The sequence below is a fragment of the Kribbella sp. NBC_01505 genome, assembly GCF_045040285.1.
Classification (GTDB): domain Bacteria; phylum Actinomycetota; class Actinomycetes; order Propionibacteriales; family Kribbellaceae; genus Kribbella.
The window spans coordinates 7261602-7276170 of the sequence record NZ_CP109425.1; the positions used below are offsets into that span (position 1 = coordinate 7261602).

The 14569-nt window shown below is 66.8% G+C and carries 11 protein-coding genes; 5 read left to right on the forward strand and 6 right to left on the reverse strand.

Annotation, left to right across the window (positions count from 1 at the left end; all coding sequences use genetic code 11):
• Position 1: 1 nt before the first annotated feature.
• Entirely contained in the window at positions 2-970 is a 969-nt protein-coding gene (locus tag OG474_RS34215; protein WP_405057749.1) for a serine hydrolase domain-containing protein, read from the forward strand.
• Here OG474_RS34215 and pulA read toward each other — a convergent pair whose 3' ends face one another.
• From pulA to OG474_RS34240, 5 genes are all read right to left on the reverse strand, one after another.
• Positions 971-6529 (reverse strand): pullulanase-type alpha-1,6-glucosidase, encoded by a 5559-nt coding sequence (gene pulA / locus OG474_RS34220; RefSeq protein ID WP_405057750.1) that lies wholly within the window; start codon positions 6527-6529, stop codon positions 971-973. It abuts the gene before it with no gap.
• Between the two features lie 386 nt (positions 6530-6915).
• Entirely contained in the window at positions 6916-7632 is a 717-nt protein-coding gene (locus OG474_RS34225) for an SIR2 family NAD-dependent protein deacylase (RefSeq protein WP_405057751.1), read from the reverse strand.
• Positions 7629-8183: a GNAT family N-acetyltransferase gene (locus OG474_RS34230; protein WP_405057752.1), complete on the reverse strand. Its 555-nt coding sequence runs from the start codon at positions 8181-8183 to the stop codon at positions 7629-7631. Before OG474_RS34230 ends, OG474_RS34225 begins: the two co-directional genes overlap by 4 nt.
• 13 nt (positions 8184-8196) lie before the next feature.
• Entirely contained in the window at positions 8197-8409 is a 213-nt protein-coding gene (locus OG474_RS34235) for a sulfurtransferase TusA family protein (protein ID WP_405057753.1), read from the reverse strand.
• Entirely contained in the window at positions 8406-9521 is a 1116-nt protein-coding gene (locus OG474_RS34240; protein WP_405057754.1) for a cysteine desulfurase family protein, read from the reverse strand. The genes OG474_RS34235 and OG474_RS34240 overlap by 4 nt, the downstream gene beginning before the upstream one ends.
• Positions 9522-9615: 94 nt before the next feature.
• On the opposite strand from OG474_RS34240, the gene coxB reads away from it, so the two are divergent.
• The 4 genes from coxB to OG474_RS34260 all read left to right on the forward strand — a co-directional run bounded on the left by coxB (position 9616) and on the right by OG474_RS34260 (position 14023).
• A complete protein-coding gene (coxB, locus tag OG474_RS34245; RefSeq protein ID WP_405057755.1) occupies positions 9616-10509 on the forward strand; it encodes a cytochrome c oxidase subunit II in 894 nt (297 codons plus the stop codon).
• Positions 10506-12278, forward strand: coding sequence for a cytochrome c oxidase subunit I (gene ctaD, locus OG474_RS34250; protein ID WP_405057756.1), 1773 nt, complete (start codon positions 10506-10508; stop codon positions 12276-12278). Before coxB ends, ctaD begins: the two co-directional genes overlap by 4 nt.
• Complete coding sequence (locus OG474_RS34255; protein ID WP_405057757.1) at positions 12275-12670, forward strand: cytochrome c oxidase subunit 4; 396 nt, start codon at positions 12275-12277, stop codon at positions 12668-12670. The genes ctaD and OG474_RS34255 overlap by 4 nt, the downstream gene beginning before the upstream one ends.
• Positions 12671-12784: 114 nt before the next feature.
• Positions 12785-14023: an Ig-like domain-containing protein gene (locus OG474_RS34260; RefSeq protein WP_405057758.1), complete on the forward strand. Its 1239-nt coding sequence runs from the start codon at positions 12785-12787 to the stop codon at positions 14021-14023.
• Here the strand turns inward: OG474_RS34260 and OG474_RS34265 are convergent.
• On the reverse strand, positions 14020-14475 hold the full coding sequence (locus tag OG474_RS34265; RefSeq protein WP_405057759.1) for an FG-GAP repeat domain-containing protein: 456 nt from the start codon (positions 14473-14475) through the stop codon (positions 14020-14022). The two genes, OG474_RS34260 and OG474_RS34265, sit on opposite strands and share 4 nt — an antisense overlap.
• Between the last annotated feature and the right edge of the window lie 94 nt (positions 14476-14569).

Here is a 14569-nt window from a genome sequence, read left to right on the forward strand (position 1 = left end):
CATGCAGTCCGTTCTTGACGACCTGGTTACGCAAGGCGCGGTCGGTGTCCTCCTACAGCTCCGTACGCCGGAGGCGGTGTGGACCGGCTCCAGCGGAGTGGCTGAATTGGGCGGCGACCGCTCGGTCGACCCGGACGGCTGGTTCCGGGCCGGCAGCATCACCAAGACCTTCACCGCTGTCACCGTCCTGCAGTTGGTCGGGGAGGGACGTCTGAAACTGGACGAGCCGATCACGGAGTGGGTGCCGGACGTCCCCGATGAGATCACTCTGCGCCAACTGCTCAACCACACGGCCGGACTGCACAACTACACGGACGACCTACCGGACATCCCGGAGCTGGTCCGCGACCGGTTCCTCCACGTAGACCCGGTCGGGTGGCTCACCAGAGCAGTCGCCAAACCACGACTGTTCGAGGCGGGCAGCTCCTGGTCGTACTCCAACACCAACTACGTCGCAGTCGGCCTCCTGATCGAGGCAGTCACCGGCAACCCGTACGAGGACGAGGTCCGCGACCGCATCCTCGAACCGGCGGGCCTCGCCCGGACCCTGCTCCCAGGTGATGACCTGGAGATGCCAGAGCCGCATGCGCATCCCTGCCTGCAGCTGGACGGTGAGCTGATCGACATGGCGCGCGTCAACGCCTCGCAGGCGTGGGCAGCCGGTGCGATCGTGACGACGGCCGCCGACCTGAACACCTTCTACGCCAAGCTGCTGGCCGGGGAACTGCTCAGGCCTGCCGAGCAGGCTGAGCTGCAGAGCGTGGTGGACGTCGACGAGGGCTACAGCTACGGCCTGGGGATCGAGCGACGCGTTGTCGGCGACCACGTCCTGTGGGGGCATGGCGGTGGGATCTACGGTTACCAGACTTTGAGCTACCACTCTGGTGAGGTCGGCCTGACGTTGTCGTGCACTGCGGCGACCGCGGAAGGTGTGAAGACCGACCACCTGCTGGCCGGTCTCCTCGCCTGACTACCTCTGCACCAGTACGGCGACTGTCCGCGCCGGCACGTGAACCGTGCCGGACGCTGCTGTCCAGACGGTCTGCTTCACTACCGGGTCACTGCCATTCGCCTGGACCGGAGAGAGCGTGAGCGACTGTCCGGCCAGCCCGGGCACAGTCTGCGTCACGGCCGACCCCGTGGTGTTGAAGACGACCAGAACGCCCTTGAGTGCCGGATCGACGTTCGGACCGACGGTGTCGTCGATGCGCATGGTCACGACCCCAGGAGTCGAACCACTCACCGGATAGCTCAGCTTGGCGTTGATGAGTTCCGCCGAACCGAGCCGGAAGAGCGGTGTGGAGAACCGGAGCTTCAAGAGGTCTGCAGCGGCCGCCGAGGCGGTCTGCACGTCTGCTCCGGTCGGCTTCAGTGCCGGATTGCCCAGTAGTGGCTTGATGTACGGCCACTTCTCCTCGTTGTCCGTCTTCGGCGGCAGGCCGTGCCCGAAGCCGTTGTCGGCGCCGGTCCAGTCCAGCGTGTTGAACCAGTCGCCGGAGTCGTAGGAGTTCCGGTCCAGTGACTTGCTGCGCAGCAGGTCAGCGCCGGCGTGCCAGAACGACGGTGTCTGCGCGAGGGCGGTTGTCGCCAGCGACAGGGTGTTCATCCGGATCCGGTCCGGCATCGGCAGGTCCGTCGGCAGCTTGTACGTGAGGGTGTCCCACAACGTTTCGTTGTCGTGGGCATCGACGTACGTGACCACCTCGTCCGGCTGATCGGCGTACCCGGCGGGGGAGCCGTTGTAGTCGACCCCGTCACCGCGCACGGTCGCGCCGGTCTCCGCGGAGCGGAAGCTGAACGAGCGCAGGTTGCCGGCCAGTCCCAGCTGAACCAGATCGGTGTCGTGGGCGAGGCGCTTGGCCCGGTCCGCCGCGGAGCCGTTGATGGGATCGCCGTTCGGGTCGCTGGCCGCGCCGGAGCCGAAGCCCTGCACCCGCGGGTTCTCGTCGAACGGACCGCCACCACGGACCGCATCGCGCAGGCGGTCGGAGAAGGTACCGATTCCGGTTCCACCGAGATTGCCTTGGCGCGCCTGCACGAACAGCGCGTCGTTGGCGACCTCACCGAAGTTCCAGCCCTCGCCGTACAGGTAGATGCGCTTGCCGTCGACACCGTCCTTGGCCAGCGTCAGCTTGTCCAGAGCGGCTCGCACCTTGAGCAGGTTGGCCTTGGTGTGGTGACCCATCAGGTCGAACCGGAACCCGTCGACGCGGTAGTTGCGTGCCCAGCTCACCGTGCCGTCCACCATGATCTTCTCGGCCATGGCGTGCTCGGTCGCGATGTTGCTGCAGCAGGTCGAGTTCTCGACCTTCCCGGTTGCGTTCAGCCGCTGGTAGTACCCGGGCACGACCTTGTCCAGCACGGACGTCGGTGCCTGCCCGGCAGCCGGTGTGTGGTTGAAGACCTGGTCCAGTACGACGCGGAGCCCGGACCGGTGTAGTCCGCCGACCATGGTGCGGAATTCGGCGACCCGTGCCAGACCGTCCTTCTGCGTCGCGTACGAGCCCTCCGGAGCCAGCCAGTGGAAGGGGTCATAGCCCCAGTTGAACCCGTCCTTCGCAGCCACTGCGCTCACACAGGCCTGCTGCTGCTCGGAGTCCGCCGGTAGTGCCTTCAGATCGCAGGCAGGTGTCTGCTGGCCGGTCTCCGGGATCGAGGCGATGTCGAACGTCGGAAGCAGATGCACCGTGTTCAGTCCGGCCTTGGCCAGCGTCCGCAGATGCTTGGTGCCGTTGCCCTCGTCCGCGAAGGCCAGGTAGGTACCGCGATGTGCGGCCGGCACGGTGGGGTCGCTGATCGAGAAGTCCCGGACGTGCAGCTCGTAGATCGTCGAGTCGACAGACCGAGCCAGCTTTGGCGCCGGTGTGTTCGACCACAGCGCAGGCATGCCGGCCCGGTCGTCCAGATCCACTGCGACCGAGTACGCCGAGTCAGTGGTCAGTGCGGCCGAGTACGGATCCGTGACGACGTTCGTCTCCACCTTGCCGGTGCTCGGCGCATACACCTGCACCTGATAGCGGTACGACGCATTCTTGAACGACCGTGACCCCTTGGCCGACCAGGAGCCGTCATCGTGGCGCTGCATCGGCAACCGCTGCGATCCGACGAGCAGTGCGACACTCTGCGCGGTCGGCGCCCACAACGTGAAGGTCGGAGTGCCTCCGCTCCAGCTCACGCCATACGTGCGCTTGGCAGCCGCGCCGTACACGTCATCGAGCACACCAGGGATCTGTACGCCGGTCGCATCCAGCAGCCGTCCGGCGTCGTCGTACTGGGCCAGTCCGAGCTGTCCGGTCAGCAGCTTCCGTACGTCGCCATGGTCGAGCCGCAGCGTCGTGTACCCGGGCTTCACCTCACGCGAGTCGTAGCGCAGCCCCACCGACGTACCGCCGATGTCGTCCGCGTCGATCTTCAGTCCGCCGGTGGCCGACGAGTGCAGCCGCCAGCGCGACCGCTCCGGATGCGCAACCGCCGGTACGGCGAGGGTGTCGTGGGAAAGCCAGTAGGCCTTGGCCTGGCTCAGGTCCGGCTGCGCACCGGGCTTGGCGGTCGTCACTGTGAGGGTGTGGGTCGCGAGCACGTACGAGAACGTGACGACCAGCCCGTCGCCCGGCACGGTGATCGGTACGTTGTTCGCCGGGTAGCTCTCGTCGAACGACAGGTTGTGCGCGACTTTGGCCTCATAGCTGCCCGCTCCGATCTCACTCGTCGACCAGGTGTAGGTGCCGTCACCATCGGCGTCCGTCAGCCAGGGTCGCATGCAGCTCGGGTCCCAGTCGGCCGGACAACCCAGCTCGGACTGGAACGAGCCAGGCACCGTGATGATCGGCCCCTCCGCGCTGGAGGTGGCGAAGTGGCGACCCTGCTCGTAGTAGAACGTCACCGGCCCGGCCGGAGCCGTGTAGGAGATGTTGCCGCCGTTCAGGTTGCCTCCGGCACCGTAGTTGACGTCCCAGTTCTTGTTGAGCGCCGCCTTGTAGGCATGCTCACCAGCCGGGATCGTGTAGGTGCCCTTCCAGACCTTGTCCTTCGGATCGAGCACCAGCTGCGCCTGGGCACAGTCCGGCGACCAGTCCGCCGCACAGCCCATCTCACTGTTGTGATCGCCCGGCACACTCACGTTGGCCGGCTGGACGACCGGTCCGGTCTCACCGCCGCCACCCGGCTTCGGTGCGTCGCCGACCACGCCGTACGAGCCAGACACCGAGTAGTGACCGGCGGAGTCCCGCAACACCGCGCGGTACTCGAGCAGCGTCCCCTTCGGCAGTCCACTGACATCCTGGAACACCCGGTACGGCGCGTTGTCGTCAGAGCCCAGCCGTTTCCAGGCCGCCGTACCCACTGGGCGGTAGCCGAAGGTCACCGTGACCGGAGTGTTCGCCGGAACCGCCGCACTGATCTCAGCACGACCGCCAACCACACCACCTGGCTCGGGCGCCGAAAGGTAGACCGCAGGAGCCTTGGAAGGTGCAGGCACCTTCTTCAAGGCCTGGTAGACAGTCACCGACAGAGGCGGCTGGCTGAGCAGCACGCGTCCTTCCCTGTCAGTCCGGACGAGCTTCGAGCCGCCATAGACCGGCTTGAGCCAGGTATCCGACCCGTACGTCGGAATAGTCGCGGACTTGGCCGTGGTCGCGTTGTTGGCGACGACCAGGTACTCCACGTTGTCCGCACCGATCCGGCTGAACGCGTAGAGCCCACCGGAGTTCGACGAGTACCGGTGCACCTGCCGACCGTCCGCCAGCGCCGGGTAGCGAGCACGGAGCTGCGCCATGGCCGCGATGTGCTTGTACATCGGCGCGTTGACGTCGTACCGGTCCTTGCTGCCGATCGTCGTCGTACCGGTTCCGTCGACCACCTCGTCGTCGGCGTAGTCGGTGGTCTTGGTCGCGAACATGTCCTGCCGCGCGTCCTTGTCACCACCGGGACCGGTGAAGCCCTGCTCGTCGCCGTAGTACACAACGGGCTGGCCGCGCGTCAGGTACATGAGTGAATGTGCCAGCTTGTCCCGGGCGAGCAGCTCAGGCCCATTGGCACCGCCCTGCTTCAGGAACGTGCCCACGCGCCCCATGTCGTGGTTCCCGAGGAACGTCGGCAGTTGGTAGGCGTTGGAGTCCGGATCGGTGTAGTAGTCGTCTCCTGCGTAGAAGTCGCGCACCTTGCTCGCGGGGTCGCCCTTGGCGAAGGTCACCGCGTTCTGCTGGAACCCGAAGTCCAGCGTCGCCTGCAGCGCACCCGCGGTCGTGTAGGTCGACATGAACTTCGGATCCGCGTCGTACACCTCACCGAACATGAAGAACTTCTTCGACCCGGCATCGCGCGCCGCCTTGAGAATCGCGGGCGAGAACTTCTGCCAGAACTCGAGGTTCACGTGCTTGACGGTGTCGATCCGGAAGCCGTCGATGCCCAGCTCGGCCCACGTCTTGTAGACGTCGATCATGCCGTCGCGCACCCGCGGCTGCTCGGTGAACAGGTCGTCCAGCCCGACGAAGTCGCCGTACTCGGCCGATTCGCCGGCGAAGGTCGAGTCGCCGCGGTTGTGGTAGAGCGTCGGGTCGTTCAGCCAGGCCGGGACCTTCACGGTCTCGTCGGCCGGGGTCTTGAAGACCGGCACGTTCGGGAAGGACGTGTTCCGGTCCAGCGGCGGAAAGGTGTCCCCGCCGGCAAAGGCCTTGTCGTCGAAGACGTTCCCGGCCGCGTCCTTGTACGGCGATGTGGACTTCGGGATGTAGCCGTACTGACCGGACTGGTAGGCGATCACATCGGCGGTGTGGTTGGTGATGATGTCGAAGAAGACCTTCATCCCCTTGCGGTGCGCCTGGTCGATCAGCAGCTTCATGTCCGCGTTGGTGCCCAGGTGTGGATCGATCTGCGTGAAGTCGGTGATCCAGTAGCCGTGGTAGCCCGCACTGACGTCAGCACCGGCGCCCTGCACCGGCCGGTTCTTGAACGACGGCGTGAGCCAGATGGACGTCGTACCGAGGTTCTTGATGTAGTCCAGCTTCTGGATCACGCCGGTGAGGTCACCACCGTGGTAGAAGCCCTTGTCGGTCGGGTCCAGGCCGGTCTGCAGCCGGTCTCCGGTCAGACCGCCGGAGTCATTGCTCTTGTCCCCGTTGGCGAACCGGTCCGCCATCAGAAAGTAGAAGCGCTCCTTGGTGAGGTCCTGACGCAGGCTCGGCGACGCCAGTGCCTTGTCAGCGGCCGTCACACCGGTCCCAGCCAGGTCCACCGGCCGCACCGACACCACATGGGTCTTGTCGTCGTAGCTGAACGACAGCTTGGCCGGTCCCTCGATCCGCAGCGGGATGTTCGGTCCGTTCAGCACCCCACCGGCGCCGTAGTTCTCGTCCCAGCCGCCATTGACGGTGACCTTGTACTCGTACGACCCGGCCGGCACGTCGAACACCTTCGTGTACGGCGCCGCGCCGCCCAGACTGCTCGCCGTACAGGCGGGGTCCCAGTCGCCCGGACAACCCAGCTCACTCTGCAGTGAGCCGGCCAGAGTGATGACCCGTTCTGCGGTCACCTGTGCCTGTGCTGGAGCCCCCAGCCCCAGCACCACCATCGCTGCCGCGGCTACCCCTGCCGTCCAACGCCTGAACCCACGCATAGCTGTCCCCTCCCGTGCCGGTCCCCGGGGACGCTAGCCCGCGGTCCAGGGGTGCGGAAGGCTTCGAACGTCACAAAACGACAGCCCCTCGTGGAGGGATCTTGCGGCGCTGACGACTTGGGTTCCCCAGCCGAACGGTCAGTGCTCCCAGAGTGCGGACACCGGAAGCGCGGCGACGGATCATACTGCGAATTTGTCGCACTGTTCGCTGCGGATCTGTCGGGGCGTCTGCTGCGGATTTGTCGATCGCCGAGATGCCGATCTGTCGGTGGTCGTTCGGCCGATTCGAGTTCCGGATATCGCTAGCCGAAAAGGTGGGGCAGGGTCGATTCGATTGGGGTTCGGAGGACGGTGGTCGCTTCTTCGTCGTACGGCGTCTCTTGGGCGTTGAGGATGATCAGCGGCTTGCCGGCCTTCAGAGCGATGTCGCACAGACCTGCGGCCGGGTAGACCTGCAGTGAGGTGCCGATGGCAATGAACACGTCAGCAGCCTCAGTGGCGGCGACTGCGGCATCCAGAACGGCGACATCGAGCGACTGGCCGAAGGAGACCGTGGCGGACTTCAGAATGCCGCCGCACACCTCACAGGCCGGGTCTTCGTCACCTGCGTCCAGCCGGGGGAGTACCTCGGCCATGGGGATCCGGCGCTCGCACTGCAGGCAGTCGACGAACCAGACCGTGCCATGGAGCTCATGGACGAGCTCCGGCGACGACCCGGCCTTCTGATGCAGCCCGTCGATGTTCTGCGTGACCAGACCGGTCAACCGGCCCTGACGCTCCAGCTCGACCAGTGCGAGGTGGCCGGCGTTCGGCTCGGCCGTCCAGGCCGGTGCGGCCAGCCGGAACTTCCACGCCGCCACGCGGACGGCCCGGCTGGCGACGTACTCCTCGATGTCGAACATCGCCTGCGCGGCCGGGTTCGTCGTCCACACGCCCTGTGGTCCGCGGAAGTCCGGGATGCCAGAGGCGGTGGAGATTCCTGCACCGGTCAGTACGGCGATACGGTCAGCGTCGATCACGCACCGGACTGTATCCAGTCCGTCGCCAGCACCGACATCATGATCTCGTCGACCCACTCGCCGTCCCACAGCAGCGCGTCCCGGAACACGCCCTCGACGACGAAGCCGGCCTTCTCGTACGCGCGCTGGGCCCGCGGGTTGAACGCGTAGACCCCGAGGCTGATCCGGTGCAGACCGACCGCCTCGATGCCGTGGCCGACGATCAGCTTGGTCGCCTCGGTCCCGAGACCGCGGCCCTGGCCGGACGCACCGATCAGGATCCGGAAGTTGCAGGACTTGTTGTCCGGGTCCCAGTCGTTGAGCACAGCCTCACCGACGACCTCGCCGGAGGCCTTCTCGACGATCGCGAGGTCCAGCCGGTCGGTCTGGTCCTGCCGCGTCCGGTACCACTCCCGGGCCTTCTCCTCGGGGATGTGGCCGTGACTCCCGGTGAAGCGAGCCACCTCCCGGTCGTCCATCGCGACGGCGAGCGCCTCGTAGTCGGCCCCGGTCACCGGCCGTAGTACGACGAGCTCACCGGTCAAAGTCGGCTTGGTCGAGAAGTCGGTCATGCGCCGGAGTGTTTCAGCTGATCCGCCGGACCACATACACATTTTCGGCGGCCGACACGAGCTCCTGGGACCGCATCCGGCACCAGGCCGGGATGTCCGCCGCGGCGGCCGGGTCATCGGCCAGCACGGTGATGGTGTCGCCGACGGCCACGGTCGGTAGCGCCTTGGCCAGCTTGATCACCGGGAGTGGGCAGAGCAGTCCACGGCAGTCCAGTTCGAGGTTCACATCCCCACCTCCGCCCGGATCCGCTGCACGATCCCCGGCAGCACGCTGCAGAACCGGTCGATCTCGCCGTACGTCGTAGTCCGGGCCAGCGAGACCCGGACGTTGCCATGCGTCAGCACGCCCATCGCTGCCAACACGTGGGACGGTCGCAACGTACTCGACGTACAGGCGGAGCCACTGGAAACCGAGAAGCCCTCAGCATCCAGTGCGGTCACCAGAGCCTCACCGTCCACGTAGAGACACGAGAACGTGAGCACATGCGGTAGGCGGTCGTCCGGATCACCCACCACCTCGACATCCGGGATCTCTCGCGACACCCGCTCCCGGATCTCGGCGATCCACCCCCGGTGCTGCCGGTCCAGCTCAGCTGCCTCGGTGAGCCGGGCCTGCAGCGCAGCCGCGGCGGCCAGCAGATTGGGCACGTCCGGGAAGCCGGGGGAGAGGCCGTCCTCCCGCTCGTCCATCGGCCAGGCCGGAGCGATCCGAGTGCCCTTCCGCACCGCCAGCAGCCCGACACCGGCCGGACCACCCCACTTGTGAGCGCTTGCCGTCAGCACCGACCAGCCATCAGCCACAACCTCCCGCCCAACCGACGCCGCAGCATCGACGAACAGCGGCACCGCACCGCACGCCTCCACGGCCGCGGCCAGCGGCTGCCGCGTCCCCACCTCGTGGTTGGCCGACTGCAGCACGGCCACCGCCACACGGGGCTGTCGGACCGCCGCTGCGAACGCATCCAGATCCACGCGGCCCAGCATGTCCGCTCCGACCTCCACGCCAGCCTCACCGGCGGTGTGCAGAACGGCCGAGTGCTCCACCGCGCTGTGCACCACCGTGGCCCCGATCCGCCGCCGGGCAGCCAGTACGGCGGACAGTCCGGCGTGGATGGCCGCCGTACCGGAGGTGGTCAGGTAGAGCTCGTCCGGGCGCACACCGACGCCCTCGGCAAGCACCGCCCGGGCGTTGTCCAGCAGCAGCCGGGCCGTCCGTCCCTCGTGGTGCAGGCGGACCGGATCGGCCCACCCGGAATCCACTGCCGAGAGCAACATTTCCCGCGCGGCAGGATGCAGAGGCTCCGCCGATGCGGCGTCGAGGTACGCACGCTCATTCACAGGGGAAACGCTAAGGGCTACCTGTGCGCAAACAGGCGAATGGTGTCCAGTAGTGTTTGGTCGTCAGTCTCACTTGGGAAGGGAAAGGCGCCCCGTGGGTTCGAACGGCACGTCCGGAGTGGAGGAGCGCATGGCAGACACTGCCCGCGCCACACGTCCGGCGAAACGACGGCTACTGGCCGCGGCGGCAACGGTGCTCGGCGCCGTTGCGCTCACCGGTTGTTCGTCGGAGACCACTGAGCAGTGGAAGCGTCTCGGTCTTCCCGAGGCCGCCTCGGACCGGACCGAGGCCGTCCGCAGCCTCTGGATCGGCGCGTGGATCGCGGCGCTGATCGTCGGCGTCGCGGTGTGGGCCCTGATCCTGTACGTCGTGGTGCGGTACCGCAAGCGGAACGACGAGGCCCCCAAGCAGGTGCGGTACAACCTGCCGCTGGAGGTCCTCTACACGCTGGCGCCGTTCGCGATCATCGGCGTGCTCTTCTTCTACACCGTCGAGCACGGCAACGAGATCACCCATGACTCGGGTGCCTCGCAGCACACGGTCAACGTGGTCGGGCAGCAGTGGCAGTGGACCTTCAACTACAAGGACCAGGTCAACGGGCAGCAGGGTGTCTGGGAGACCGGCACGCTGGACAAGCCCGCGGAGCTGTGGCTGCCGGTGAACGAGTCGGTGCACTTCGACCTGACCTCGCCGGACGTCATCCACTCCTTCTGGGTGCCGTCGTTCTACTTCAAGCTCGACGTCATCCCGGGCCGGACCAACAAGTTCGAGCTCACGCCGACCAAGACCGGGACCTTCGCCGGCAAGTGTGCGGAGCTCTGCGGGCTCTACCACAGCCGGATGATCTTCTCCGTCAAGGTGGTCACCCGCGCGGAGTACGACCAGCACCTCAAGGAGCTGGCCGACCGCGGCCAGACCGGTGCCGCCGTCGGTGGCACGGACGCGACCACCATCCCCGGTCACGGTGAGCAGGAGGGCGGGAAATGACCGACTTCGCCGAGCGCTCCGGCGCCATCGGGACCAGCGCGGCGCTGCCCCGGCGGCGTAGCAAGGGCCAGATCGCGGTCAAGTGGCTCACGACCACCGACCACAAGCTGATCGGTCATCTGTACCTGATCACCTCGTTCATCTTCTTCCTGATCGGCGGCGTGATGGCGCTGCTGATCCGCGCCGAGCTGGCCAAGCCCGGTCTGCAGATCGTGAACGAAGAGGTCTACAACCAGCTCTTCACGATGCACGGCACGATCATGCTGCTGCTCTTCGCGACGCCGCTGTTCGTCGGCTTCGCGAACGTGATCATGCCGGTCCAGATCGGCGCCCCGGACGTCGCGTTCCCGCGGCTGAACATGTTCAGCTACTGGCTGTTCCTGTTCGGCGGCACGATCACGATCAGCGGCTTCTTCACCCCGGGCGGCGCGGCCGACTTCGGCTGGTTCGCCTACGCACCGCTGTCGAACGCGGTCCGTTCGCCGGGTGTCGGCGGCGACCTGTGGATCATGGGTCTGTACCTGGCCGGTCTGGGCACGATCCTGGGTGCGGTCAACTTCGTCACCACGATCATCACCATGCGCGCTCCCGGTATGACGATGTTCCGGATGCCGATGTTCACCTGGAACATCCTGGTGACGTCGATCCTGGTCCTGATCGCCTTCCCGATCCTGGCCGGCGCGCTGCTGATGCTGGAGGCGGATCGAGCCTTGGGGGCTCACGTCTTCGACGCCGGGAACGGCGGTCCACTGCTGTGGCAGCACCTGTTCTGGTTCTTCGGGCATCCCGAGGTCTACATCATCGCGCTGCCGTTCTTCGGCATCATCACCGAGATCCTCCCGGTCTTCAGCCGTAAGCCGCTGTTCGGCTACATCGGCCTGGTCGCCGCGACGCTCGGTATCGGCATCCTCTCGGTGGCGGTGTGGGCCCACCACATGTTCGTCACCGGGGCGGTGAACCTGCCGTTCTTCTCGTTCATGACGTTCCTGATCGCGGTCCCGACCGGCGTGAAGTTCTTCAACTGGATCGGCACGATCTGGGGCGGATCGGTCTCCTTCGAGACCCCGATGCTCTGGTCGATCGGCTTCCTGACGACCTTCCTGTTCGGCGGCCTGACCGGCATCATCCTGGCCTCGCCGGCGCTGGACTACCAGCTGTCCGACTCGTACTTCGTGGTCGCGCACTTCCACTACGTCGTCTTCGGCACGGTGGTGTTCGCGATGTTCGCCGGGTTCTACTTCTGGTGGCCGAAGATGACCGGCCGGATGCTCGACGAGCGCCTGGGCAAGCTGCACTTCTGGCTGCTGTTCATCGGCTTCCACACGACGTTCCTGGTGCAGCACTGGCTGGGCGTCGAGGGCATGCCGCGGCGCTACGCGTCGTACGGGGCGAACGAGGGCTTCACCACGCTGAACGAGGTCTCCAGCGTCGGCGCCTTCATCCTGGGCCTGTCGATGCTGCCGTTCTTCTACAACGTCTACAAGTCCCGCAAGGCGCCGAAGGTCAACGTCGACGACCCGTGGGGCTGGGGCCGGTCGCTGGAGTGGGCGACCAGCTCGCCGCCGCCGCGGCACAACTTCGACAAGCTGCCGCGGATCCGGTCCGAGAGCCCCGCGTTCGACCTGCACCACCCGGAGCTGGCGCTCGCGGAGTACCCGGCCAACCGGGCGTCCGCGGACAACCTCCTGGACGCCGGCGAGGACCAGGGCCGCGTCGCCCTCCTTGAAGAGAACGTGGCGAAGTCTGCTGAAGGGAAGGACGAGGCGTGAAGGTCGAAGCCTGGGTCTTCGGGATCCTGAGCCTGTTCGTGCTGGTCGTGACGCCGATCTACTGGCTGATGTCGGAGGACCCGACCGGGACCACCGCGCTGGTGATGACGTTCTTCCTGTCGCTGCTGGTGGCGTTCTACCTGAGCATCACCGCCCGCCGGATGGACGCCCGTCCGGAGGACCGCAAGGAGGCCGAGATCGCGGAGGGCGCCGGCGAGCTCGGCTTCTTCCCGCCGCACTCGTGGTGGCCGCTGTTCTGCGCCGCGGCGCTGTCGGTGGTCGTGCTCGGCCTGGTCTTCGGCTGGTGGCTGTTCATCGCGGGCTGCGCGATCGGCATCGTCACGCTGTCCGGATTCATCTTCGAGTACTACCGCGGTGACCACGCTCACTAGTTGAGCACGAAATCACAAACCGCCGTCCGGGCCAACCGAACGGCGGTTTCGTGCGTCTCAGGAACGACGGGTTACGCTGGGCGGCGGTCGACGGATACAGGGGAGTACTGGGGAATGGTGAGCAGGAAACACGGCCTGGCCGTGGTGGGAATCGCGACGATGCTGCTGGTCGGCACGGCGTGCAGCGACTCCGAGGCGGGAAAACCCGGCCCCGGAGCCCCACAGAGCAGCAGTACGCCGGGTGCGTCGACGACCCCCGGTGCCTCCACGGATCCCTCGGACAACCCGGCCGCGGCCAGTATCGCGGTGGTTCCGGCCAAGGGCGCCAAGGCGGTCGCGCCGGACAAGCCGGTGACCGTGACCACCTCGGTGGGCACGATCAAGTCGGTCACGCTCAAGGACGACGACGGTGGCACCGTCGACGGCACCCTGAACGCCGACAAGACGGTCTGGACCGCAGGCCCCGGGGTGAAGCCCGGTGTGACGTACACGCTGAGCGGTTCGGCGGAGGGCACCGACGGTGCCAGCGTGCCGATCTCCTCGACGTTCAGCACGCTCAAGGCCACCAAGAGCCTGAAGGCCTCGGTCGTCCCGCTGAACGGTGAGACCGTCGGTGTCGCGCTGCCGATCCAGATCTACTGGAACAACCCGGTCACCGACCGCGCCGCGGTCGAGAAGCGGCTGAAGGTCACGACCTCGGCGAAGACCACGGTCGAGGGCAGCTGGCGCTGGGTGAACAGCAAGCAGGTCAACTACCGGCCGAAGACCTACTGGCCGGCCGGTATCAAGGTGACGGTGAACATCGACACCGCCGGGGTGAACGCCGGCAACGGCACCTGGGGTGCGGCGAGCCGCGAGATCAAGTTCGCGACCGGCAAGTCGGTCATCACCGACATCGACGTCAAGAAGCACACGATGCGGGTCACCATCGACGGCAAGCTGGCCCGGACCATCCCGATCACCGCGGGTAAGTCCGGCTTCACCACCCGCAGCGGGGTGAAGGTGATCATGGAGAAGTTCGCCACCAAGCGGATGGACGCCCGGACCGTCGGCATCAAGCCCGGCGACCCGGAGTACTACGACATCCACGACGTGAAGTGGGCCCAGCGGGTGACGAGCTCCGGCGAGTTCATCCACGGCGCCCCGTGGTCGAGCGGCAGCCAGGGTTCCGAGAACGTCAGCCACGGCTGCGTCGGCATGAGCCTGGCCAACGGCCAGTGGTACTTCAACCAGACGCTCCGCGGCGACCCCGTGGTCGTGACCGGGACGACCCGGCACATGACCGAGGGCAACGGCTGGACCGACTGGAACCTTCCGTACGCGAAGTACAAGGAAGGCTCCGCGCTGGGCTAAAGGGCCATCAGGCTCGCGTCCTGCCAGCCGCCGCCGGCGGAGTAGCGAGTCTGGGTCCACGGATTACTGCCAGTGGCGCCGTTGTGGGGATACACCCACGCGGCGCCGCTGCTGTCTCGGACGACCACGTCCAGGCGCCCGTCGCCGGTCACGTCCTGGAGCAACATCACCTGAGCGAGCCCCCAGCCACCTCCTGCGCCGATCTGAGCGCCTGTGGCGGTGACATGGACCGTCAGGTTGCCCGAGCCGTCCCGGGCGACCAGATCGGCACGTCCGTCGCCGGTCACGTCGCCGACGAGCAGAGCGGTGGCCGAGTTCCAGTTCGCCCCGACGCTGAACGGTCCGGTCCAGTTGGCCGCCGTACCGGACAGCCCGTTGTGCGGGTACACGAACAGCCGGCCGCCGCGGCGGACCACCATGTCGGCCCGGCCATCGCCAGTGACGTCGATCATCAGCTGACCTCGGTTCCGTTGACGACCAGCCGCTCGAGTGCGTGACGTTGAGGGTCTTGCCGTCCGGCATGGAAGAAGACTTCGATATGCCGAA